Consider the following 23494-nt stretch of genomic DNA (forward strand, 5'->3'; position numbering starts at 1 on the left):
CGCCCGGCCGGGACCGGGTCGCGCGCGCCCCTCAACTCCGGGCGCGCTGGGTGACGGCGATGCACACCAGCACGGCCGCCGCCGTCAGCGGAGCGGCCACCGGCAGGTGCTCACCGAGCAGGAACACCGACCACACCAGCGTGAGCAGCGGCTGCGCCAACTGCAACTGGCTGGCCTTCGGGACCCCGATCGCCGCCATGCCCCGATACCAGACGACGAGCCCGAGGAACTGCGAACCGGCGGCGACCCACAGCACCCCGGCCACACTGTGCGCGGTGAGCTGCGGGGTGTCGTACGACAGCGCGATCGCGGCGGCGGGCACGCTCAGCGGGAGGCAGAGGACCAGGGCCCAGGCGATGACCTGCCAGCCGGGCATCACCCGGGCCAGTCGGCCGCCCTCGGTGTAGCCGGCCGCGCAGACCAGCAGGGCGGCGAGGAGGTAGAGGTCGGCGGTGGTCAGCGCGCCGCCGCTCTGCTGGATCGTGAAGGCGAGCACCGCGCCGGCGCCCGCGAGGGCGGCCGTCCAGAAGGTGCGCGAGGGGCGGACGCCGGTGCGCAGCGCGGACAGGGCCGCGGTCGTCAGCGGCAGCAGGCCTACGACGACCGCCGCGTGCGCGGTGGTGGACGTCTCCAGCGCGAGCGTGGTCAGCATCGGGAAACCGACCACCACTCCGGCCGCCACGACGGCCAACCCGGCCCAGTGCCGGCGGGCGGGCACGGGCACACGCAGCGCCAGCAGACAGCCGCCCGCCATCAGCGCGGCGAGGACGCAGCGCACGGACACCAACGACCAGGGGCCGAAGCCTTCGAGCCCCCACGCGGTGGCGGGAAAGGTGAGGGAGAAGGCGATCACACCGAGCGCGGCGAGGACCGTACCGGCGGGCGCCTTCGCCGCCGTGGCCGTCCCGGTGGTGGCGGGGGCGGTGCTGACCGCTATCGGGCTCGGTGCGGTAGCGCTATCATGTGCTCTCATGCAAGAGCGTAGCAGTGTCGGCGAACTGGCGAATCACCTACGACGAGAACTCGACCGCTACTCTCCCGGTGGAAAGCTGCCGTCGAGCCGAGCACTCGTCGAGCGGTTCCGAGTGAGCCCGGTGACCGTCTCGCGCGCCCTCGCACAGCTGACCGCCGAGGGGCTGGTGGTCACCCGCCCCGGCGCGGGCGCGTTCCGGGCCGCGCCCCGCCCCACGACCGCCCCCGCCGGAGACACCTCCTGGCAGGAGGTCGCACTCAGCGCGGACGGTGCCGTCGACGTCGTACCGCGCACGGTCGACGCGTCCGCCGTCCTGGCCACGCTCGCCGCCCCGCCGTCCGGAGTGATCGAGTTCAACGGCGGCTATCTGCACCCCTCCCTCCAGCCCGAGCGGGCGATGGCAGCGGCCCTGTCCCGGGCCGGGCGGCGCCCCGGCGCCTGGGGCCGGCCGCCGATGGAGGGGCTGCCCGAACTGCGCGAGTGGTTCGCGCGCGGCATCGGCGGAGCCGTCACCGCCGCCGACGTCCTGATCAGCGCGGGCGGCCAGACCGCGCTGACCACCGCGCTGCGCGCCCTGGCACCCCCAGGCGCACCGGTCCTCGTCGAATCACCCACCTATCCAGGCATGTTGGCGATCGCGCGAGCGGCCGGTCTCCGCCCGGTCCCCGTCCCGGTCGACGCGGACGGCGTACGACCCGCCCTGCTCGCCGACGCCTTCCACGCGACCGGCGCCCGGGTCTTCGTCTGCCAGCCCCTCTTCCAGAACCCGACCGGCGCCGTCCTCGCCCCCGCCCGCCGCCCGGAGGTTCTGCGCATCGCCCGGGACGCGGGCGCGTTCGTCATCGAGGACGACTTCGTACGACGGCTCGTGCACGAGGACGCGGGCCCGCTGCCGCCCCCGCTGGCCGCCGACGACCCCGACGGAGTCGTCGTCCACGTCGGCTCCCTCACCAAGGCCACCTCGCCCAGCTTCCGCGTCAGCGCGCTCGCCGCGCACGGACCGGTACTGGAACGCCTGCGCGCCATCCAGGTCGTCGACACCTTCTTCGTCCCCCGCCCGCTCCAGGAAGCGGCCCTCGAACTCGTCGGCTCACCGGCCTGGCCCCGCCATCTCCGCGCGATCTCAGCCGAGTTGAAGACCCGCCGGGACACGATGACGGCGGCCCTGCGCCTGGAACTCCCCGACTTCTCCCTCCCGCACATCCCCTCCGGCGGCTACCACCTCTGGCTCCGCCTCCCCGCCGGCACGGAGGAACAGTCCCTCACGACCGCGGCCCTCCGCGCGGGCGTCGCCCTCACCCCCGGCCGCCCCTACTTCAGCGCCGAACCCCCGGCCGCCCACATCAGGCTGAGCTTCGCGGCGGTCGCGGGGACGGGGGAGATCGCGGAGGGGGTACGGCGACTACGGGCGGCCTACGCCGCGTAGGGGCGCGGGCGCGCCCAGCCCCCACCGGCCCGCAGGCGAAAATCACTCGACTCCCGCACTCCTGGCCTGCAAGTCTCCCGCCATGAACGACATCCCCAGCCTCCCCGACGGCTACGAATTCTCCACCGACTCACAACGAGTCGACCGCGACCGCACCTACAACTGGCTGTCCACCGACGCCTACTGGGCCAAGGGCCGCCCCCGCGAGCAGCACGACCGAGCCGTCGCATCCTCGATGAACTTCGGGGTCTACGAAACCGCTTCGGGCGAGCAGGTCGCGTACGCGCGCGTGGTGACCGACGGCGCGCTGTTCGCATGGTTGTGCGACGTGTACGTGGACACGTCGGCCCGCGGCAAGGGCATCGGTACGGCGTTCATCGCCGCCGTACGCGAGGAGTTGCGGCCGTTCGGACTGCGCCGGATCCTGCTCGCCACGCACGACGCCCACGGGGTGTACGAGAAGGTCGGATTCAAGCCACTGGAACGGCCCGACCAGTGGATGGCCCTGTATTTCGAGTGACTTGTCCGCCTGGTCCTGACTTCGAAGTAAGGTTTCGCCCACCCTGGGTAACTCTCACTCGGCCCCCCTTGACCTGCGTACTTCGGCGGATCACCATCGCCGCATGCAACTTCGGGTCACGTTCGTCGCCGCCGCGCGCAGCTCCCCGCTGCTCGCGGAGCGCTTCGAGGACGACCGGCCGCTTGACCAGGCGGGCTGGGACGAGGTGCAGCGCGCCGCCCCGATTCTGCTGCCACTGGCGGCGGCGGAGCTGCGCTACTGTTCGCCGACCCCGCGCAGCCGCACCACCGGCGACGGCCTCGGTTACACCCCGCTGGTGCAACTCGCCCTGCGGGACTGCGACATGGGCCGCTGGCGCGGGCTGACCCTCGGCGAGGCGATGGCCCGCGAACCGGCACTGGTGGACGCCTGGCTCGCCGACCCGCGCTCCACTCCGCACGGCGGTGAGTCGCTGCTCTCCTTCATCGCCCGGGTGGGCGGCTGGCTGGACACCCGGCCCATCGAGGACGGTGGCCGGATAGTGGCCGTAGCCGAACCCTCCGTCATCCGGGCCGCGTTGGTCTACGCCCTCAAGGCGCCGCCCTCGACCTACTGGAACTTCGACGTACGCCCCCTGTCGACCACCACGGTCATCGGCAGCGCGGGCCGCTGGAACCTGCGCTTCGACGGAGCGGCGGTTCAGTCGAGGCGGGTCTAGTCCGGGGAGCGGGGCCCGAGTTCAGCCCACGCGCAGGTAGTCAGTGCTGAGCACCAGGTCCTTCGCGGGCCCGCCGACCCGCCACACGGTCCGCCAGCGGTCCGCGTCCAGGACCGTGAACTCGCCCCGGTACAGGTCCGCCGAGCAGGGATGGTCGGCGACATACCGTCCCGACGTCAGATCCAGATCGTGGAAGGGCCGCCCGTCGCCGAAGCGCACATCGGCTGTTCCCGGCGCCGCGCCCGGCAGGAACCGTAGCGTCCGCTCGGCGGGACGGGTCACGCCCCGCCAGGTGAACGTGCCCGACTCGGCGTGCAGCAGGCCCCCTTCGGGCAATGCGCTGAACACGGTCGTACCCGAGAACTCGCCCTCGTCCCCGCTCGCCAGATCCCGCACCGACCGCCGCACCCGCCAACTCCCGGACAGATACGCCAGTACATCGGAAACCGGCCAGAACTCGCCCACTGTCACCCCCTCTTGAGCCACCCCTTCCCGCGTCGTCGCGGTCGGCTCACCAAGTGGCACGAGGTACGGCGACAACGCGGACTGCCCTCGACCCTACGTCCCCGCCCGCGCCGGTCCCATTGACGTGCTCACGACGCTTGCCTATCTTGCCGTTCGAAGTGCTGACCGACGTCCGATATTTCGAACTGGACATTCGGGCATCGCGCACGACCCGATACGAGCCGCGGAGTATCCATGTCACGCACCAGCCGCACCCGCCTGAGACTTGCCTTAGGGGCAAGCGCTTTCCTGCTGGCGACGGCCGTCGTCCCCGTCCCCGCCCACGCCGAGGACGTCACCGACTACGCGATCACCGTCGACCCGGGCACGCGGGGCGCCACGATCGACAAAACGATGTACGGCGTCTTCTTCGAGGACATCAACCGCGCGGCCGACGGCGGCCTGTACGCCGAACTCGTCCAGAACCGGTCCTTCGAGTACTCGACCGACGACAACAAGTCCTACACCCCGCTGACCGGTTGGACGGTCGCCGGTACGGCCCAGGTGGTGAACGACGCCGGCCGCCTCAACGAGACCAACCGCAACTACCTTTCCCTGGCGGCCGGTTCGGCCGTCACCGACGCCGGCTACAACACCGGCATCGCCGTGACGGACGGCGCGAAGTACGACTTCTCGGTGTGGGCCCGCGCCGACAGCGGCACCACGCTCACCGTGAGCCTCCAGGACACCGGCGGCACCCTGGCGACCGCCCACCAGGTCGCCGTGCGGAAGAACGGCTGGGCCAAGTACAGGGCCACGTTCACCGCGACCCGCACCAGCACCACGGGCCGCCTCACCGTCGCCTCCTCGGCCGCGACCGCCCTCGACATGGTCTCCCTCTTCCCCCGCGACACCTATAAGCACGAGCCGAACGGCCTGCGCAAGGACCTCGCCGAGAAGATCGCCACCCTGCACCCGGGCTTCGTGCGCTTCCCCGGCGGCTGCCTGGTCAACACCGGCTCCATGGACGACTACAGCGCGGCCTCCGGCTACCAGCGCAAGCGCTCGTACCAGTGGAAGGACACCGTCGGCCCGGTCGAGACCCGCGCCACGAACTCCAACTTCTGGGGCTACAACCAGAGTTACGGCCTCGGCTACTACGAGTACTTCCGCCTAGCCGAGGACATCGGCGCGATGCCGCTGCCCGTCGTACCGGCCCTGGTGACCGGCTGCGGCCAGAACAAGGCCGTGGACGACCCGGCGCTGCTCAAGCGGCACATCCAGGACACTCTGGATCTCATCGAGTTCGCCAACGGCCCGGTCACCTCGAAGTGGGGCAAGCTGCGCGCCGAGATGGGCCACCCGAAGCCCTTCCACCTCACCCACATCGAGGTCGGCAACGAGGAGAACCTCCCCACCGAGTTCTTCGCCCGCTTCACCCAGTTCCGCACCGCGATCCAGTCCGCGTACCCGTACATGACCGTGATCTCCAACGCGGGCCCCGACGACAGCGGTTCGACCTTCGACACGGCCTGGCAGCTCAACAAGGACGCCAAGGTCGACATGGTCGACGAGCACTACTACAACAGCCCGCAGTGGTTCCTCCAGAACAACGGCCGCTACGACTCCTACGACCGCACCGGCCCGAAGGTCTTCCTCGGCGAATACGCCTCCGGCGGCAACGCGTTCAAGAACGGCCTCGCCGAAGCGGCCTACATGACCGGCCTGGAACGCAACGCGGACGTGGTCGAACTCGCCTCGTACGCACCGCTGTTCGCCAACGAGGACTACGTCCAGTGGCGCCCGGACCTGGTGTGGTTCAACAACCACGCCTCCTGGGGCTCCGCCAACTACGAGGTCCAGAAGCTGTTCATGAACAACGTCGGCAGCCGGGTCGTGCCCTCAACCGCCACCGGCACACCGTCACTTGTCGCCCCGATCTCCGGCGCGGTCGGCCTGTCGACCTGGGCGACGAGCGCGGCCTACGACGACGTGAAGGTCACCGCGGCTGACGGCTCGGCGCTGCTCTCCGACGACTTCTCCGGTGACGCGACGCGGTGGACCCATACGGGAGGCGGGAGTTGGAGCCTCCAGGACGGACAGTACGTCCAGACCGACACCGCCGCCGAGAACACCATGGTGTCGGCGGGCGACCCGGCCTGGCACGACTACGACCTGCATGTGAAGGCCACCAAGAAGGCAGGAAAGGAAGGCTTCCTGGTCGCGTTCGGCGTCAAGGACACCGGCAACTACTACTGGTGGAACCTGGGCGGCTGGAACAACACCCAGACCGCCGTCGAACAGGCCGTGGACGGCGGCAAGTCGACGCTGATCGCCAAGCCGGGGACCATCGAGACGGGCCGCGCCTACGACGTCGACATCAAGGTGAGGGGCCGTCAAGTCACCCTGTACCTCGACGGGCAGGAGTGGGGCAGCTTCACCGACGACAAGCCGGCCGAGCCGTTCCGCCAGGTCGTCACCAAGGACACGAAGACCGGTGACCTGATCGTCAAGGTCGTCAACGCCCAGTCCTTGGCGGCCCGTACATCGATCGACCTGGGCGGCGCCAAGGTCGCGTCCAGGGCGAAGGTGACCATGCTCGCCGCCGCGCCCGACGCGGTGAACAGCGAGACGGCCACGGCGGTCGCGCCGGTCATGTCGACCTTCAACGGCGTTGCCGACAAGTTCAGTTACACCTTCCCGGCGAACTCGATCACCTTCCTGAGAATCAAGCAGAAGTAGCGTCCGAGTCCGCCGCCTCCGACGCGGGCTGCTGTCCCAGCGGCAGCAGCCCGCGCTCCGCGAAGACCTTCTTCGCGGCGAAGGTCGCGTTCAGGGCCCTCGGCATACCGCAGTACACCGCCGAGTGCGTCAGGGCCTCGACGATCTCCTCCGGCGTGAGGCCCACGTTCAGCGCCGCGTTCACATGCACGTCGAGCTGGGCCTCGCAGCCGCCGAGCGCGGTGAGCATCCCCAGCGTCACCAACTGGCGGTCGCGCGGGGCGAGTCCGGGACGGTCGTAGATCTCGCCGAAGGCCCAGGCGACGACCTGGTGGCCCAGTTCGGGGTTGATGTCGGCGAGCGAGTCGACGACCCGTTCCCCGGCCTCGCCGTCGACCCGCTTCAGGACCTCCAGGCCGTGGGTGAACCGCTCTTCACGGGTGGTGCTCGCGCTCATGTCAGCTCTTCCGATCCCTGCTGCTCGCGCTCGTGTTCGTCGAGGAGCAGCTGTTCGTAGTGGTCGATCTTGTGGTCCAGCACGGTCGCGTTGCGGCGCAACACCCTGATCCGGTCGGCGAGTTCGGCGCGGTGCTCGCGGAGCATCGCCAGCCGGTCGGCGACCGTGACGTTCCCCGCTGCCCGCAGCGCGGCGAACCGCTGCATGTCGGCGATCGACATACCCGTCTCGCGCAGCCGCAGCAGGAACTCCAGCCAGGCCAAGTCCGCCGCCTGGTAACGCCGTTGGTTGCCGGTGCTCCGGCCGACCCGCTCGATCAGGCCGGCCTTCTCGTAGTAGCGCAGGGTGTCGTGCGAGAGTCCGGTGCGCTCGGCGACCTGGGCGATGGTCAGGGTGGGTTCCCGGTCCCCGGCGAGGGGGTTCAGGGGCTGTCCGCTGCTCATGAACACAACCGTAGAACCTGGAGCGCACTCCAGGTCAAGCGCTAACTCCCTTGCGTCGCGGCGCCTGTGCTGTCACGCTCCCCGCATGATGAATCGAAAGGCGGACCTCGAAGTCCTCCGGTGACCCCCGTGTCAGCTCCCCTTGAGGGAGCCCACTGTGTCGCGTCGGCCCGACGGCTGAGCGACGAATGGCGAACGCACGGTCTCGCGGCGCGTCCCGCCGACCGGCCCGCGGCCGAAGCCGCCGTCGCCGCCCTGTACCGACTGATCGACGCCCCGGCCCCGGAGTTCGTCTGGGCGCCCTCGCCCGCCGCGGCCCTGTCGCTCGTCCACGACGACCCGCACACCTTCCCGCCTGTCCGCTTCCGGGGCCCCAACCTGCCCCGCTACCCGCAGAATTGGCCCCCGGCGGCACAACTGGCCAACCTCGTGCAGGAACTGCGCCGCAGCCTCGACCGGGCTGTCGGCCACACCCTGGCGGAGAACCGCGGGTGGCAGTCCCACCCCATCCCCGCCGAACGGGCCCTGGCCGCGGGAGTGGCCGCCTCCGCCCTCGTCGACATGATCGTCGGCGATGCGCTGCGCACCACCCTGCACACCTGCGTCCGCACCCTGATCCGCGCCGAGTCGATGCCCACGACCGGCGGCACGGACGGGCTGACCTGGTACGGGCAGCACGACGCCCACTGGATCGGCCACTACGACGTGTACGCCCGACTCGGCCTGGCCGCCTACCTCCGCCCCGACGCCGAACTGCTCGCCCTGCTGGCCGAGTTGGCGCGTTCCACCGGCTGGTGGTGGCCGGGCGAGGGCCGTTGCGTGATGGCGGAGCGCCCCACCGAGGTCCACACCGAACCCCTCCCCAACGCCCACCACGGCGAGGTACGGCTGCACCGGGACGACGGCCCCGCCGTCCGCTTCGCCGACGACACCCAGGTCCACGTCCTGCACGGCACCCACGTCCCGGCCTGGGTGATGACCAACCCGTCCGTCGAGCGCATCCACGCCGAACGCAACGTCGAGGTCCGCCGCAGCGCCATCGAACGCATCGGCTGGGACACCTACATCGCGCAGGCCGGCCTCCGCCGCATCGCCGCGGCCGACGATCCCGGCAACCCCGGCTCCGCGCTCCATCTCTACGACGTCCCGCGCGAGTTGTGGCGCCGCCCCGCCCGTCTTCTCCTCGTCGTCAACGGTTCCGTCGAGCCCGACGGCACCCACCGTCGCTACGGCCTCAGCGTCCCCGCGCACTTCGACGACCCGGTGGCGGCGGCCGGTTGGACGTACGGCCTGTCCGGCGAGCACTACGCGCGGCTCGTCCGCCGCACCTGAACTCCTGCCCCGCACCCCTTCACGCATCCCTTCACACACCCGAGGTGACGCCCATGACCATGCCCGTATCCACCGCCACGACTCTCGCCGACCTGACCCGCCGCTCCGGGCTCGACGTCCTCGACCACCTGGAACGCGAGGTCGCCATCCCCGTCGTCGACGGCCTCCAGGCCCAGGGCGACCTGATCGTCGTCCCGTACGCGTTCGTCGCCCGCGCCGTCACCCTCACTACCAGCCACTGGCGTGAAGTGCCCGCCGCGGGCGTCGAGTTGCTGCGCGGCGCGGCCGGCGGCAATCCGCACACCCTGGTCGCCGACCCCGGCACCTGCCGCTGGACCAGGGAGTTGCGCGACACCATGGGTCTGGCCATCGCCATGATCGAGACCTCGGCGGTCGCCTACCTCATCCACCCCGAACACGGCGGCACGGGCATCGCGCCCGGCCGGTACGTCGTACGACGACAGCGCGAACGCGACACCGAACGCGTCGGCCGCTTGGGGAACCCGGGGAACCTGGGCAACCGGATGATCGCCGACTGACGCCGCCGCCATGCGGGTGATCGACGTGAGGAGGTGGATGCCTCGCGCGGGAGGTGTCAGGGCCGGGCGAGCCGCCGACGGTAGTGGCCGATGAGGTAGTGCACGGGGACGAGCGTGGCCCAGAACCACATGGCTGCCGTCGTGTCGACGAAGGCCAGCGGGATGGACAGGGCGAAGATCAGTGCGCTGGTGCCGAGTTGGGTGGTGAAGCGGCGGCGGGCCAGCGCGGCCGGTGACTCGGGGGAGGGGTGCACCTGGCGTTGCGTGAGCAGCAGCAGGGCCACGTGCACCCCGTGGATCGCGGTCATGGCGCCCGCGTAGAAGGCGACGGCCTCGGGGTGGGAGGCGTACTCGGCCAGCAGCGACGTGGGGAAGGGCAGCAGTGCGACCAGGCCGAGGCCGAGGAGCACGAGGCGGGTGACCGTGGTCGTCTCGCCGGGCAGCGCGGTGAGGATGCGGCGGTGGTCGCGCCAGAACCCGGAGATCAGGGAGAAGCTCAGGGCGAAGGCACCGAGGCTGGGCAGGGCGTCGCCGAGGGCCTTGTGGAATCCGGCGTCGTCCAGATGCGCGGGGACGGCCACGTCGATGACGAGCAGGGTCATCGCGATGGCGTAGATGCCGTCGGACAGGGCGAGCAGGCGCGTCGCGCCGGGGTCGTTCTCGTGCGGGTGGGTCTGCGCCACTGGCTCCGTCATGGCGACGAGGGTAGGGCGTCGTGTGCCGCCTGTGACGCATGGGGCAGGGTGGACGTCCGCCGTACGACGCCATCCACCGGGCGTGCCCGAGCCGCGCGGGCGGCGGATGACGGCCGGGCCCCGGATGCCGACCGGGCTCGCGCGCCGGGCCGGTCGGCATCCGGGCCCCCGGTCAGGAGCGGGCGAGGACGCAGAACTCGTGGCCCTCCGGGTCGGACAGGCACCGCCACGGGACATCGCCCTGGCCGACGTCGAGGTCGGTGGCGCCGAGGGCCCGCAGCCGGGTCACCTCCGCCTCGTGGTCGTCGCTCGGGTACCGCAGCAGGTCGAGATGGACGCGGTCCGGCACGGTCTTCGCGCCGGGGGTGCGGAGGAACTCGAAGTACGGACCGTCGCCCTTGGCGGAGCGGAACGTCGCGTGGCTGTCGCTCACCTCGTGCAGGGCCCAGTCAGTGGCCCCTCCCCAGAACCGGGCCATGGCCCGCGGATCCACGGAGTCGATCACGACGGCGGCGATCGGCCCGGTGTCGCGGTAGACCTCCCTGGGCTCCAGCACACAGAACTCGTTGCCCTCCGGATCCGCGAGGACCGTCCACGGCACCTCGCCCTGGCCCACGTCGACGGGCCTCGCGCCGAGCGACCGGAGCCGTGCGACCAGCTCCGCCTGATGGGCGGCGGAGGTGGTGGCGAGATCGAGGTGCACCCGGTTCTTCGTCGCCGTCTTGGGTTCGGGTACGGCGATCACGTCGACGCAGACTCCGACCGGGTCCAACCAGTCGAAGCCGGCGGGTTTGACGGCCGTCGCGCCGGGTTCCGCACGGGAGGGACTCCACCCGAGTGCCTCCGCCCAGAACCGGCCGACCGCCGCGTCATCGACGGCCTTGATGTTCACCAGGACGGGTCGCAGCGTCATGTCGGCGATCCTATGCATCCGCTCCCCGTACCCACAGTGGTGGATTGCATAAACGTGCAGCGATACGTATAGTCATGCCATCGATGAGGAGGGTTCCATGGCGGTACGTGCGGCAGTGGCCGGAGCGAGTGGATACGCGGGTGGCGAACTCCTGCGTCTGCTCCTGGCCCACCCCGAGGTCGAGATCGGCGCGCTGACCGGCAACTCCAACGCCGGACAGAAACTCGGCGCGCTCCAACCGCATCTGCTGCCGCTGGCCGGTCGAGTCCTCCAGGAAACTACCCCGGAAGTCCTCGCCGGACACGACGTCGTTTTTCTCGCCCTCCCGCACGGCCAGTCCGCCGCCGTCGCCGAGCGACTCGGCCCGGACGTCCTCGTCGTCGACATGGGCGCCGATTTCCGGCTGAAGAACGCGGCCGACTGGGAGCGCTTCTACGGCTCCGCGCATGCCGGCACCTGGCCCTACGGCCTTCCGGAACTGCCGGGCGCCCGCGCCGCGTTGGAGGGGTCCAAGCGCATCGCGGTGCCCGGTTGCTATCCCACGGCCGCCTCCCTCGCGCTCTTCCCCGCCTACGGCGCCGGGCTCGCCGAGAACGAGGCCGTGATCGTCGCCGCCTCCGGGACCTCGGGTGCCGGCAAGGCGCCCAAGGCTCACCTCCTCGGCTCCGAGGTCATGGGCTCCATGTCGCCGTACGGCGTCGGCGGCGGGCACCGGCACACCCCCGAGATCATCCAGAACCTGGGCGAGGCGGCCGGTGAGACCGTCACCGTCTCCTTCACGCCCACCCTCGCGCCCATGCCCCGCGGCATCCTCGCCACGTGCAGCGCCAAGGCGAAGCCCGGGGTCACCGCCGAGTCGGTCCGCGCCGCCTACGAGAAGGCCTTCGCCGACGAGCCGTTCGTGTATCTCCTTCCCGAGGGGCAGTGGCCGGCGACGGCGTCCGTCTACGGTTCCAACGCCGTTCAGGTGCAGGTCGCGTACGACGAGGCCGCGGGCCGCATCATCGCGATCAGCGCCATCGACAACCTGACCAAGGGCACCGCGGGCGGTGCCGTCCAGAGCATGAACCTCGCCCTCGGACTCGATGAGACCACCGGGCTTTCTACGATCGGAGTCGCGCCGTGAGTGTGACGGCAGCACAGGGATTCACGGCCGCGGGCATCGCCGCCGGAATCAAGGAGAACGGCAACCCGGACCTGGCCCTCGTGGTCAACAACGGGCCCCGCCTCGCCGCCGCGGGCGTCTTCACCTCCAACCGCGTCAAAGCCGCGCCGGTGCTGTGGTCCGAGCAGGTGCTCAAGGGCGGCCAGGTCTCCGCCGTGATCCTCAACTCCGGTGGCGCCAACGCCTGTACGGGCCCGAAGGGCTTCCAGGACACGCACGCCACCGCCGAGAAGGTCGCCGACACGCTCGGACTGAACGCGGCCGAGGTCGCCGTCGCCTCCACCGGACTCATCGGGCTGCTGCTGCCGATGGACAAGCTGCTCCCGGGAGTTGAGGCCGCCGCCGGTCAACTCTCCCCGCACGGCGGCGAGAAGGCCGCCATCGCCATCAAGACCACGGACTCCGTCCACAAGACCGCCGTCGTGAGCACCAAGGACGGCTGGACCGTCGGCGGTATGGCCAAGGGCGCCGGCATGCTCGCCCCCGGCCTCGCCACGATGCTCGTCGTCCTCACCACCGACGCCGACGTCGAAACCGACGTACTGGACACGGCACTTCGGGCCGCCACCCGCACCACCTTCGACCGGGTCGACTCCGACGGCTGCATGTCCACCAACGACACCGTGCTGCTGCTCGCCTCCGGCGCCTCCCAAGTCACGCCGGAGTACGAGGAGTTCGCCGAGGCCGTGCGTGCCGTCTGCGACGACCTCGGTCAGCAGCTCATCCGGGACGCCGAGGGCGCCAGCAAGGACATCAAGATCGAGATCGTCAACGCCGCGAGCGAGGACGACGCCGTCGAGGTGGGGCGTTCCATCGCCCGCAACAACCTCCTCAAGTGCGCGATCCACGGCGAAGACCCCAACTGGGGACGGGTGTTGTCCGCGATCGGCACCACGAAGGCCGCCTTCGAGCCCGATCAGCTCAATGTCGCCATCAACGGCGTGTGGGTGTGCAAGAACGGCGGAGTCGGCGAAGACCGCGACAAGGTCGACATGCGCTACCGCGAGGTGCACATCGTCGCCGACCTGGCAGCCGGGTCCGAGACGGCGACGATCTGGACCAACGACCTCACCGCCGACTACGTCCACGAGAACAGCGCGTACTCGTCATGAGCACTACCCGCAAGCACACCGCGCTGCCCAAGGCGCAGATCCTCATCGAGGCGCTGCCCTGGCTGACCCGGCACAACGGCAGGACCGTCGTCATCAAGTTCGGCGGCAACGCCATGATCGACGAGGACCTGAAGGCCGCGTTCGCCCAGGACGTCGTGTTCCTGCACCACGCCGGCCTCAAGCCCGTCGTCGTGCACGGCGGCGGCCCGCAGATCAGCGCCGCCCTCGACAAGCACGGCATCGTCAGCGAGTTCAAAGCCGGCCTGCGCGTCACCACCGAGGACGCCATGGACGTCGTACGGATGGTGCTCGCCGGGCAGGTCCAGCGTGAGCTGGTCGGGCTGCTCAACCAACACGGGCCGCTCGCCGTCGGGTTGACCGGCGAGGACGCGCACACCATCACCGCCACCAAGCATCTGCCCGAGATCGACGGGGAGTTGGTCGACATCGGGCGGGTGGGCGAGATCACCGCCATCGACACCGGCGCGATCGAGGCACTGCTCGCCGACGGCCGGATCCCGGTCGTCTCGTCGATCGCGAGGAGCGAGGACGACGGACATGTCTACAACGTCAATGCTGATACGGCGGCTGCGGCACTCGCTGCTGCTCTTGGGGCCGAAACCCTCATGGTCCTCACGGACGTCGAGGGCCTCTACGAGGACTGGCCCAACAGCGACGAGGTGATCAGCCGCCTCACGGCCTCCCAACTGGAGAAGCTGCTCCCGGAGTTGAGTTCCGGGATGGTGCCGAAGATGGAGGGCTGTCTGCACGCCGTCCGCAACGGCGTGACCACCGCCCGGGTCATCGACGGCCGGGTCCAGCACTCGATCCTGCTGGAGATCTTCACCGACGAGGGCATCGGAACGATGGTCGTGCCCGACGAGCTGCCCGACCCGAAGCCCGCCAAGAAGAAGTCCGCCAAGAAGTCCGGCAAGAAGCAGGGGGATGCCGCATGAGCGCGAATGAGGACCTGACCCAGCGGTGGCAGGGGTCGCTCATGAACAACTACGGCACCCCGAAGCTCCCTCTCGTCCGCGGCGCGGGCGCCAAGCTGTGGGACGCCGACGGCAACGAGTACACCGACTTCGTCGGCGGTATCGCGGTCAACGCGCTCGGCCACGCCCACCCGGCGATCGTCGAAGCGGTCAGCAAGCAGATCGCCCAACTCGGCCATGTCTCCAACCTGTTCATCGCCGAACCGCCCGTCGCCCTCGCCGAACGGCTGCTTGAGCGCTTCGGCCGCGACGGCAAGGTGTTCTTCTGCAACTCCGGCGCCGAGGCCAACGAAGGCGCCTTCAAGATCGGCCGGTTGACGGGCCGTCAGCACATGGTCGCCACCCAAGGCGCCTTCCACGGGCGGACGATGGGCTCCCTCGCCCTCACCGGCCAGCCCGGCAAGCAGGAGCCGTTCCTACCGCTGCCCGGCGATGTCACGCACGTCCCGTACGGCGACGCGCAGGCCCTCGCCGCCGCCGTCACCGACGACACCGCGCTCGTCATCATCGAGCCCATCCAGGGCGAGAACGGCGTCGTCGTACCGCCCGCCGGATACCTGAAGGCGGCCCGCGCGATCACCGCCGCGCACGGCGCGCTGCTCGTCCTCGACGAGGTGCAGACCGGGGTCGGCCGTACCGGGCACTGGTTCGAGTACCAGGCCCACGAAGGCGTGCTCCCCGATGTCGTGACCCTCGCGAAGGGCCTCGGCGGCGGACTGCCGCTCGGTGCCACCGTCGCCTTCGGACGCGCCGCCGACCTGCTCCAGCCCGGCCACCACGGCACGACGTTCGGCGGCAACCCGGTCGCCTGCGCCGCCGGACTCGCCGTACTCGACACGATCGAGGCCGAGGGCCTGCTCGACAACGTGAAGCGGCAGAGCGAGAAGCTGCGCGACGGAATCGAGGGCGCCGACGGCGGCTCTCGTCACCCGTTGATCGATTATGTCCGGGGTGCGGGCCTCCTCCTCGGTATCGTGCTCACCGAGCCGCTCGCGCCCCAGGTGCAACAGGCGGCTCAGGACGCCGGTTTCCTGGTCAACGCGCCCGCTCCCGATGTCGTACGGCTGATGCCGCCGCTGAACCTCGGCGACGACGAAGTGGACGCGTTCCTCCGGGCGTTGCCCGGTGTCCTGGACGTGGCCAAGGGGGACGGATGATCCGGAGAATGAGTCGACGATGAGTCAGGCGCAGGAGCACGAACAGTCGACGGGGCCGGCCGTGCCGCAGACCCGCACCGCCCGCCACCGCCGGATCGTGGACATCCTCAACCGGCAACCGGTGCGCTCCCAGAGCCAGTTGGCGAAACTGCTGTCCGACGACGGGCTGAGCGTCACCCAGGCGACGCTCTCCCGGGACCTGGACGAGCTGAACGCGGTGAAGATCCGCAACAACGACGGCGACCTCATCTACGCGGTACCGAGCGAGGGCGGCTTCCGCACCCCGCGCGTACCGCTGGGGGAGTCGGCGAAGGAGGAGCGGATGCGGCGGCTCTCCGCCGAGCTGCTGATCTCCGCGGAGGCCTCCGCCAACCTCGTGGTCCTGCGCACCCCGCCGGGCGCCGCCCAGTTCCTCGCCTCGGCGATCGACCAGGCGGAGCTCCAGGACATCCTCGGCACCATCGCCGGCGACGACACGCTCCTGCTGATCAGCCGGGACCCGCTGGGCGGACAGGCCCTCGCGGACCATCTGCTGCGGCTGGCGCAGAACGACCACTGACATACCCGTACGACCCACGGGCTACGAGTCGGGGGCGCACCGGAGAGTTCCGGTGCGCCCCCGACTCGCATGGGGGATCCCTACCCGAGGCGGCCCGCCAGTCCGCCCGTGCAGCGGACTTCGTCGCCCGCCGTGATGAGCAGGGCCTCCACGTCCGGGAGTGATTCCAGCCAGGCCAGGCCCTCCCGTGAGCCCATCGCGAACGCGGCCGTGGCCCAGCAGTCGGCCCAGGTCAGCCGGGGTGCCACCACGGTGACGGCGACCAGGTCGGTCACCGCGGACTTGCCGGTGGACGGGTCCACGATGTGCGCCCCGCGCTCCGCCGTACCCGAGGTGGCGACCGCGAGTTCGTCGGTGCCCGCCGCGGAGATCACGGCCGCGAGACCGCCCGGACGCAACGGGTCGGAGACGCCGACGCGCCAGGGCCGGTGCGGTCCCGGGGCGCCGAACATCTGGACGTCGCCGCCGCCGTTCACACTGACCCCGCTCACCCCGGCCGCCGACGCGATCAGCTCGGCCGCGCGCTCGGCGGCCCAGCCCTTCACGATGCCGGTCGGGTCGAGACGGCCCTCGTAGTTCGTGCTGAACCAGCCGGAACTGACCCGCTCCGCCTCCGCGCCCAGCTCCAGCACCTCGGCGACCTCGGCGTCGCACTCCGCCACGGTCAGCTCACCACGAGCCAGCCGCGACACCTGGCTGTCGTCGCGGTAGGTGCTGAACACCTCGTTGACCCGGTGCAGTTGGGCGACCGCCTGCTCCAACACCGCCTGGACGGCCTCGGGCTCCCCGCCGCGGATGTCGAAGGAGAACACCGTCCCCATGACCTCCTCGGCGTGCCGCAGCGCGGCGGGAGCCTCCGCGGGATCGGTCACCGTGTCAGCCACCGGCCTTGTCCAGCGCCGACTGAAGGGACTGCTTGTAACCGCCGCTCGTGTACGTGGCGCTCGACACCGAGTCGATGCTCGCGTTCCCGGCCGCTACGGCCTCCTGGTTGAGCTTGGGGATCGCCAGCGCGGTCTTCTGGTCGCTGGTCCCGCCGCTCGGGGCCTGCACGGCCTCGGCCTTGGTGATCTTGCCGTTCGCGACGGTGATCCGGACCTGGACCGGCCCGTACATGGTCGTCGCGACATCACCGGTGACCGTCTTGGCCTGTGCGGCGGGCGCCGCGGCGGCCGAACTCTGCGACGGGGCCGCCGCGTTGGCGGTCTTCAACTTGTCGATGGCCGACTGGAGGGACTTGATGTAGCCGCCGCTGGTGTACGTCGCCCCGGTCACGGAGGTGATGTCCGCGCTCTGGGTGGCGACCACCTCCTGGTTCAGCTTGGGGACGGACAGCGCGGTCTTCTGGTCGCTGGTCCCGCCCTTGGGCGCCTGGATCGCCTCGGCCTTGGTGATCTTTCCGTTCGCGACCGTCAGGCGCACCTGGACGACCCCGTACTCGGTCTGGGTGGCGGTACCGGTGACCGTCGAGGTCCCGGCCGCCGAGGTACCGCCCTGGGGCGACTCCTGCGCGGCGGCGGCTCCCTGGGCCGCACCCTGCGCGGACGCCGAGGAGGAGTCGGTCGCCGGCTTCAGGGAGAGCAGCAGAACGATCCCGGACACGGTGGCGGCGCTCGCGAGCAGAACACGCCGGATGGGGTGGCTCTTCTTCATTGCTCCTGACTCCCGTCGCTCACATCTCGAACGACTCGTGATGGATACGGCGGGCGGGGACCCCCGCGCCGCGCAGTGCTTCGTAGACCGACTGCGCGAAGCCGGGAGGCCCGCACATGAAGACGTCGTGGTTGTCGATGTCGGGCAGCTTCCGGCGCAGCGAGTCCGCCGAGATGTCGGGGCGCTCACCGTCGGGGCTGTTGACCGCGTACATCAGACGGGCGCCGCGCTCGTCGGCGATCTTCGCCAACTCGTCCCACAGCGCCAGGTCCTGAGTGGTGTTGGCCCGGTAGAGCAGCGTGATGTCACCGGCCGCGCCGGGCAGCGTCTCGAACAGCGCCCGCATCGGCGTGATGCCGACGCCGCCCGCGACCAGCAGCACCTTGCCGCGGGTGCGGCGCTGCGAGGTCAGCGCCCCGTACGGGCCCTCGGCCCACACCTTCATGCCGGGCCGCAGTTCGCGCAGCCGGGCGCTGTGGTCGCCGATCGCCTTGACCGTGATCCGCAGCATGTTCGGGCGGGGCGCCGCCGACAGCGAGTACGGGTGCGAGCTGAACCGCATCCCCGGCGCGAGGAACCGCCAGCGGAAGAACTGCCCGGCCTCCGCGCCCATCCGGTGCAGCTTCCGCCCGCCGATCAGCACCGACACGATGCCGGGCGTCTCCTCGATGACCGCCTCGACGTACATCCGGTGGCGCAGGTTGAGGCGGATCGGGGTGAGGATCCGGTACCAGACCACCAGCGCGGTGACCGTGCCGTAGAGCCCGTACCAGACGGTCTTGGCGATCGGGGTCAGCGCGAAGTCGTTGCCGGTGGTGATCTGGTGCCAGAAGGTCAGGAACACCGCGCCGTACGTCAGCAGGTGCACGTGGTACCAGGTGTCGTACGGGATCCTGCGGCGGACGGCGCCGATCGACGACAGGCCGATGAGCAGGAACAGGCCCGTGCCGATGGCGGCCTTGCCCATGTCGGGCAGCTGGTTCACCGAGTCGATGGTCTGCTGGACGATGTCGCTCAGCGTCTTGCCCGCCTGGAGGGCGTAGCCCCACATGATGAGGAAGACGTGCGCGAAGACCAGACAGAGCGTGTAGCGACCGCTCATCGCGTGCCAGCGGGCGACCCGGTCCGAGCCGACCCGGCGTTCCAGGGCGGGCACCCGGGCCATCTGGAGCACGACCAGTGCCATCAGATAACCCGCCAACAGGCCAGTGATACGGCCCGCGTTGAGGATCTTGCCGTTCTGGTCGGCGATGGACGGCGTGTTGTGCCACCAGAGCCACAGCACCCCGACCGCTCCCGCCCAGACGGCGAGCAGCAGCAGGGTCGCTGGGGAGCGGCGCGGGCGGATGCGGCGCATCGTCTGTCGGCGGGCGGCACGTCCGCCTGCGAGCGTGGTGGTCACGGTTCCTCCGTGGACGGGGCACAAGGGGGGTGGCGTGGCCCCTTGGCCCTGAAGTACGTGCCGTTGCGCCCGTGCGTTCAGAGTCCGGCGGAGTCCAGTGCGGACTGGAGTGACTGGCGGTAACCGTCACTTGTGTACGTGGCCCCCGACACCGTGTCGATCTTCGCGCTCTGCGCGGCCAGCGCCTCGCTCTTCAACTGGGGCAGGGCATAGGAGTTGATCTCCTGGTCGCGCGGATTCTCCGACGGCGACTGGACGGCCGTGACATCGGTGATCTTCCCGTTCGTCACGGTGATCTTCACCTGTACGGGACCCCAACGCGTCTGCGCGGTCTCGCCGGTGACCGTCCTCGTCCCGGCAACGGCCTTGCCGGTCGCGGCACTTGACGGCGCCGACGCGGGAGCCGCGGCCACCTCGGGCGCCGTGTGCGGCTTCAGCGCGAGCAGCATGACCAGGCCGGACGCGGTCACGGCGCTCGCCAGCACGATCCGCCGCAGCGGCCGGTTCTGCCTCAACGGATGCACGACGACCTCACAGCTCGAACGACTCGTGGTGGATACGGCGGTCCGGCACCCCGGCGGCGGACAGCGCCCCGTACAGCTCCTGGGCGAAGGCGTGCGGCCCGCAGATGTACACGTCGTGCCCGGCGAGACCGGGCACGGCCTCACGCAGATACGCCGCCGTGAGCGAAGGCCGTTGCCCCCGCGGCCCGTTGAGCGCGTACAGCACCTTCGCCCCGCGCCACCGCGCGATCGCCTCCAACTCCCCGCCCAGCGCCAGGTCCTGGGCCGAACGCGCCCGGTACAAGAGCGTCACCTCGCCCGGCAGCGTCTCGAACAGCGCCCGCAGCGGGGTGATCCCGACCCCGGCCGCGATGAGCAACGACCGCTGTCCGGTGCGTCGTTCCACGGTCAGCGAGCCGTACGGCCCCTCCGCCCACACCCGCGCGCCAGGCCGCAGCAACGGCACGGCCGCGCTGTGATCGCCGAGTGCCTTGACGGTGATCCGCAGCAGGTCCCCGCGTGGCGGCGCCGACAGCGAGTACGGCGTCGACGTCCAGCCCATGCCCTCGCCGAAGAACCGCCAGCGGAAGAACTGCCCGGCTTCCGCGCCGAGTTGGTCGATCCGCCGCCCGCGCACGACCACCGAGTACACCCCCGGCGCCTCCCGGTGCACCGACTCCACCCGCAGCCGGTGCCGCAGATTCAGCCGCACCGGCGCGAGCACCCGGTACCACAACACCAGTGCGGCGACGCCGAGATACAGCGCGTACCAGGCGTCCGTGGCCCCGGCCCGCCCGTTGAACTGCTCGCCCAGGGACAGTTGATGGAAGAACGCGAGGAACACGGCCGCGTACGTGAGGAGATGGACGTAGTACCAGAACTCGTAACTCACCCGGCGCCGCGCGGCCCGCGCCGAGGTGATGCCGACCGCGAACAGGATGATCCCACCGAAGGTCGCCTTCAGCATGTCCGGGTAGTCGAAGACGACCGTGACCGTCTCGTGCACGACCGAGGCACGGTCCTGCGCTGCGTACCCGAGCAGGATCAGCACGACATGCACGACCAGCAGACAGACCGTGTACCGGCCCGCCATCGCGTGCCAGCGCGCCACCCGGTCCGAGCCGATCCGCCGCTCCAGCAACGGCACCCGCGCCATCAGACCCACCAGCACCGCGCAGGCGTACCCGCACAGCAGCCCGGCGATCCGCCCGGCCCCGGTCAGCCAGCCCGCGGCCCCGACCACCGACCCGGTGTCCGCCCACCACAGGGCGACGACGGCCGCCGCACCGGCCCACAGCAGCGCCAGCACCGGGCCCGCCGGCGAGCGCCGGGGCACCCGCGGCACGGGCGGCGCCTTCCGCTGCTCGTACACGGTGGTCATGTGTGCGTCCTTTCACCTGTCCCGCACACAACTGTGCGGGCCCAACCTCTGAGGGAACTCTGAGCGGACGCAGTTCTCAGACTTCTCAGAGGAAACTCAGAGGCCCTCGCGGCGGCCGGGGACACCGTGAGGGGTGATGCTGGTAAGTGCCATGAACACGACCCGCTCCGGCCGACCGGCCCTCACCCGCCCCGACGGCACCCCCGTCCGCGTCCTCGTCGTCGACGACGACCCCGACCTGGCCGAGGTGCTCTCCGGCGCCCTGCGCTACGAGGGCTGGGAGGTCCGCACGGCAGGCGACGGAGCCGCCGCGCTCACGGGGGCGCGCGAACTGCGGCCGGACGCCGTCGTCCTCGACGTGATGCTCCCGGACACCGACGGCTTCGCCGTACTGCGCTCCCTGCACGAGGTGAAGCCCGACGTCTGCGTGCTCTTCCTCACCGCCAGGGACACCGTCGAGGACCGCATCGCAGGCATCACCGCGGGCGGCGACGACTACGTCACGAAACCCTTCAGCCTGGAGGAGGTCGTCGCCCGGCTGCGCGGACTGCTGCGCCGCGCGGGCATGGCCCGCCAGGCGGAGGAGGGCCCCCGGATCACCGTCGGCGACCTGGTCATGGACGAGGAGGCCCGCGAGGTCAGCCGCGCCGGCCGGATCGTAGAACTCTCCCCGACCGAGTTCGAACTCCTCCGCTTCCTCATGCGCAACCCGCGCCGCGTCCTCAGCAAGGCCCAGATCCTCGACCGCGTCTGGTCCTACGACTTCGGCGGCCAGGCCCATGTCGTAGAGCTGTACATCTCGTACCTGCGCAAGAAGGTGGACGCCGGCCGGCAACCCATGATCCACACCGTGCGCGGCGCCGGATACGTGCTCAAGCCGGTCCTCTGATGGGCAGGGCACTGCGGGCCTTCGGGCGGTTGCTCCGGCGACTGCCTCGGCCGCACACCCTGCGGGCGCGGCTGACGGCGGGCCTGGTGGTACTGCTCGCGGTCAGCTGCGCGGCCGTGGGCGTGGCCGCCGTCGTCGAACTGGACGGCTTCCTCACCGGCCGCCTCGACCAGCAACTCACCGAGGTCGGGACGCAGTTCCCCGCCAGCCTGGAGCACCAGGGCCAGACACCGACCGACCACGACACCGACGACCGGGAACGCGGCGACACCCGCCGCCAGGCACCGCACACCTTCGGCGCCCGCCTGGTCAACGGCATCGTCACCAACTCTGGAGTCGTGCCCGCGGACAAGGACGACACCACGACCGACCTGAAGGTGGCGCTGACCGCGCGGGACCGCAGGGAACTCGCGGCGGTGCCGGCAGGCGGCACGGCCCGCACGATCTACCTCTCGTCCCTCGGCAAGTACCGCGTCCTCGCCGCCAAGGGCCGGGACGGCGACGTGATGATCACCGGGCTCCCGCTGGAGTCGGTGGAGGCCGCCGTCCATCGACTGGAGACGGTCGCCGCGATCGTCTTCGGCGCCGCCCTCCTGATCACCGGGTTCGCGGGCGCGCTCTGGGTGCGCTGGTCGCTACGACCACTCAGCCGGGTTGCCGCCACCGCCACCCGGGTCAGCGAACTCCCGCTGGCCAGCGGCGAGGTGGCACTGCCGCCCCGGGCGCCCGAGTCCGACCCGCGCAGCGAGGTGGGCCAGGTCGCCGGCGCCTTCAACCGCATGCTCGGCCATGTCGAGGACGCGCTCACCCACCGGCACGCCAGCGAGGAACGCCTCCGCAGCTTCGCGGCCGACGCCAGCCACGAACTGCGCACCCCGGTCGCCTCGATCCGGGGCCACGCCGAACTGGCCCTCCTCCACCCGGACCCCGTCCCGCCCAAGGTGACGCGGGCGCTGGAGCGCATCGAGGCCGAGTCCGCCCGCATGGGCGTGATGGTCGACGAGATGCTCCTCCTCGCCCGCCTCGACGCGGGCCGCCCCCTCGAACGCCGCCCCGTCGACCTGACCCGCCTGGTCCTCGACGCCATCGCCGACGCGCGCGCCGCGGGCCCCGACCACCGCTGGGCCCTCCAACTCCCCGAGGACCCGGTCACGGTCACGGGCGACGCCCACCGCCTCCAACAGGTGTTGGCCAACCTGTTGGCCAACGCACGTTTGCACACACCTGTTGGCACGAAGGTGACGGTGGCGGTGGAGACGAACGGCGAGTCCACCCACCTGACGGTCCACGACGACGGCCCGGGCGTCCCGGCGGAGGTCCAGCCGGGAGTCTTCGAACGCTTCACGAGGGCGGACAGGCGACGGACGGAAAGCCGGGGCGGGGGAGCGGGCCTGGGGCTGTCGATCGTGGCGGCGGTGACGGAGGCGCACGGGGGAAGCGTGGAGTTGGAGAGCCGCCCGGGCTCAACGACGTTCACGGTGAAACTCCCGCCCAGCGAGGCCACCTAGGGGCGCGGGG

At 70.8% G+C, this 23494-nt stretch carries 24 protein-coding genes; 13 read left to right on the forward strand and 11 right to left on the reverse strand.

The annotated features are described in order from the left end of the window. Positions 1-31: 31 nt before the first annotated feature. Positions 32-973 carry a DMT family transporter gene (locus ACWIHT_RS26790; protein ID WP_456170799.1) on the reverse strand — a complete coding sequence of 314 codons (942 nt, stop codon included), beginning with the start codon at positions 971-973 and terminating at the stop codon, positions 32-34. Between ACWIHT_RS26790 and ACWIHT_RS26795 the strand changes: the two genes are divergently transcribed. The 3 genes from ACWIHT_RS26795 (at position 972) to ACWIHT_RS26805 (ending at position 3616) form a co-directional block, all read left to right on the forward strand. Beyond that, a complete protein-coding gene (locus ACWIHT_RS26795; protein ID WP_456170800.1) occupies positions 972-2399 on the forward strand; it encodes an aminotransferase-like domain-containing protein in 1428 nt (475 codons plus the stop codon). The two genes, ACWIHT_RS26790 and ACWIHT_RS26795, sit on opposite strands and share 2 nt — an antisense overlap. Positions 2400-2481: 82 nt before the next feature. Continuing rightward, positions 2482-2919, forward strand: coding sequence for a GNAT family N-acetyltransferase (locus ACWIHT_RS26800; protein WP_456170802.1), 438 nt, complete (start codon positions 2482-2484; stop codon positions 2917-2919). 103 nt (positions 2920-3022) lie between these two features. Then, a complete protein-coding gene (locus tag ACWIHT_RS26805; protein ID WP_456170803.1) occupies positions 3023-3616 on the forward strand; it encodes a histidine phosphatase family protein in 594 nt (197 codons plus the stop codon). Positions 3617-3637: 21 nt separating this feature from the next. Here ACWIHT_RS26805 and ACWIHT_RS26810 read toward each other — a convergent pair whose 3' ends face one another. Further along, positions 3638-4081 (reverse strand): DUF6314 family protein, encoded by a 444-nt coding sequence (locus ACWIHT_RS26810; protein WP_456170804.1) that lies wholly within the window; start codon positions 4079-4081, stop codon positions 3638-3640. A gap of 234 nt (positions 4082-4315) precedes the next feature. Between ACWIHT_RS26810 and ACWIHT_RS26815 the strand changes: the two genes are divergently transcribed. Continuing rightward, positions 4316-6802 (forward strand): alpha-L-arabinofuranosidase C-terminal domain-containing protein, encoded by a 2487-nt coding sequence (locus tag ACWIHT_RS26815; protein WP_456170805.1) that lies wholly within the window; start codon positions 4316-4318, stop codon positions 6800-6802. Here the strand turns inward: ACWIHT_RS26815 and ACWIHT_RS26820 are convergent. Together ACWIHT_RS26820 and ACWIHT_RS26825 are read right to left on the reverse strand one after the other, a co-directional pair. Next, entirely contained in the window at positions 6789-7238 is a 450-nt protein-coding gene (locus tag ACWIHT_RS26820) for a carboxymuconolactone decarboxylase family protein (protein ID WP_456170807.1), read from the reverse strand. The two genes, ACWIHT_RS26815 and ACWIHT_RS26820, sit on opposite strands and share 14 nt — an antisense overlap. Then, positions 7235-7681 (reverse strand): MerR family transcriptional regulator, encoded by a 447-nt coding sequence (locus ACWIHT_RS26825; protein WP_456170808.1) that lies wholly within the window; start codon positions 7679-7681, stop codon positions 7235-7237. Before ACWIHT_RS26825 ends, ACWIHT_RS26820 begins: the two co-directional genes overlap by 4 nt. 129 nt (positions 7682-7810) lie before the next feature. Here ACWIHT_RS26825 and ACWIHT_RS26830 point away from each other — a divergent pair, with 129 nt between their 5' ends. Both ACWIHT_RS26830 and ACWIHT_RS26835 read left to right on the forward strand, forming a co-directional pair. Continuing rightward, positions 7811-9013, forward strand: coding sequence for a DUF6745 domain-containing protein (locus tag ACWIHT_RS26830; RefSeq protein WP_456170809.1), 1203 nt, complete (start codon positions 7811-7813; stop codon positions 9011-9013). 53 nt (positions 9014-9066) lie between these two features. Further along, the gene (locus tag ACWIHT_RS26835) at positions 9067-9552 is read left to right on the forward strand and encodes a hypothetical protein (protein ID WP_456170811.1); all 486 of its coding nucleotides are present in this window, start codon (positions 9067-9069) and stop codon (positions 9550-9552) included. 56 nt (positions 9553-9608) lie between these two features. Here the strand turns inward: ACWIHT_RS26835 and ACWIHT_RS26840 are convergent, their stop codons facing one another. Next, entirely contained in the window at positions 9609-10247 is a 639-nt protein-coding gene (locus ACWIHT_RS26840; RefSeq protein ID WP_456170812.1) for a TMEM175 family protein, read from the reverse strand. Positions 10248-10419: 172 nt separating this feature from the next. Beyond that, positions 10420-11160, reverse strand: coding sequence for a VOC family protein (locus ACWIHT_RS26845; RefSeq protein ID WP_456170813.1), 741 nt, complete (start codon positions 11158-11160; stop codon positions 10420-10422). A 97-nt stretch (positions 11161-11257) separates the two neighbouring features. On the opposite strand from ACWIHT_RS26845, the gene argC reads away from it, so the two are divergent. From argC to ACWIHT_RS26870, 5 genes are read left to right on the forward strand one after another with little or no spacing between them, the layout of a single operon-like run. Next, positions 11258-12286, forward strand: coding sequence for an N-acetyl-gamma-glutamyl-phosphate reductase (argC, locus tag ACWIHT_RS26850; RefSeq protein ID WP_456170815.1), 1029 nt, complete (start codon positions 11258-11260; stop codon positions 12284-12286). Beyond that, positions 12283-13437, forward strand: coding sequence for a bifunctional glutamate N-acetyltransferase/amino-acid acetyltransferase ArgJ (gene argJ / locus ACWIHT_RS26855; protein WP_456170816.1), 1155 nt, complete (start codon positions 12283-12285; stop codon positions 13435-13437). The genes argC and argJ overlap by 4 nt, the downstream gene beginning before the upstream one ends. Next, positions 13434-14393, forward strand: coding sequence for an acetylglutamate kinase (gene argB / locus ACWIHT_RS26860; protein ID WP_456170817.1), 960 nt, complete (start codon positions 13434-13436; stop codon positions 14391-14393). The genes argJ and argB overlap by 4 nt, the downstream gene beginning before the upstream one ends. After that, positions 14390-15589, forward strand: coding sequence for an acetylornithine transaminase (locus ACWIHT_RS26865; protein WP_456170818.1), 1200 nt, complete (start codon positions 14390-14392; stop codon positions 15587-15589). Before argB ends, ACWIHT_RS26865 begins: the two co-directional genes overlap by 4 nt. Positions 15590-15608: 19 nt before the next feature. Then, entirely contained in the window at positions 15609-16148 is a 540-nt protein-coding gene (locus ACWIHT_RS26870) for an arginine repressor (RefSeq protein WP_200713757.1), read from the forward strand. An 80-nt stretch (positions 16149-16228) separates the two neighbouring features. Here the strand turns inward: ACWIHT_RS26870 and ACWIHT_RS26875 are convergent, their stop codons facing one another. From ACWIHT_RS26875 to ACWIHT_RS26895, 5 genes are all read right to left on the reverse strand, one after another. Continuing rightward, complete coding sequence (locus ACWIHT_RS26875) at positions 16229-17032, reverse strand: FAD:protein FMN transferase (RefSeq protein WP_456170819.1); 804 nt, start codon at positions 17030-17032, stop codon at positions 16229-16231. Then, positions 17025-17801 (reverse strand): FMN-binding protein, encoded by a 777-nt coding sequence (locus tag ACWIHT_RS26880; protein ID WP_456170820.1) that lies wholly within the window; start codon positions 17799-17801, stop codon positions 17025-17027. Before ACWIHT_RS26880 ends, ACWIHT_RS26875 begins: the two co-directional genes overlap by 8 nt. 19 nt (positions 17802-17820) lie before the next feature. Then, positions 17821-19203, reverse strand: coding sequence for a ferredoxin reductase family protein (locus ACWIHT_RS26885; protein WP_456170821.1), 1383 nt, complete (start codon positions 19201-19203; stop codon positions 17821-17823). Between the two features lie 77 nt (positions 19204-19280). Then, a complete protein-coding gene (locus tag ACWIHT_RS26890; RefSeq protein ID WP_456170822.1) occupies positions 19281-19727 on the reverse strand; it encodes an FMN-binding protein in 447 nt (148 codons plus the stop codon). Positions 19728-19734: 7 nt separating this feature from the next. Then, positions 19735-21087, reverse strand: a complete 1353-nt coding sequence (locus ACWIHT_RS26895; RefSeq protein WP_456170823.1) for a ferredoxin reductase family protein — start codon at positions 21085-21087, stop codon at positions 19735-19737. Between the two features lie 151 nt (positions 21088-21238). Here ACWIHT_RS26895 and ACWIHT_RS26900 point away from each other — a divergent pair, with 151 nt between their 5' ends. Then, entirely contained in the window at positions 21239-21976 is a 738-nt protein-coding gene (locus ACWIHT_RS26900; RefSeq protein ID WP_019066300.1) for a response regulator transcription factor, read from the forward strand. Continuing rightward, positions 21976-23484 carry a sensor histidine kinase gene (locus ACWIHT_RS26905; RefSeq protein ID WP_456170824.1) on the forward strand — a complete coding sequence of 503 codons (1509 nt, stop codon included), beginning with the start codon at positions 21976-21978 and terminating at the stop codon, positions 23482-23484. Before ACWIHT_RS26900 ends, ACWIHT_RS26905 begins: the two co-directional genes overlap by 1 nt. The last annotated feature ends 10 nt before the right edge of the window (positions 23485-23494 follow it).

The organism is Streptomyces sp. NPDC002276 (genome assembly GCF_053891435.1).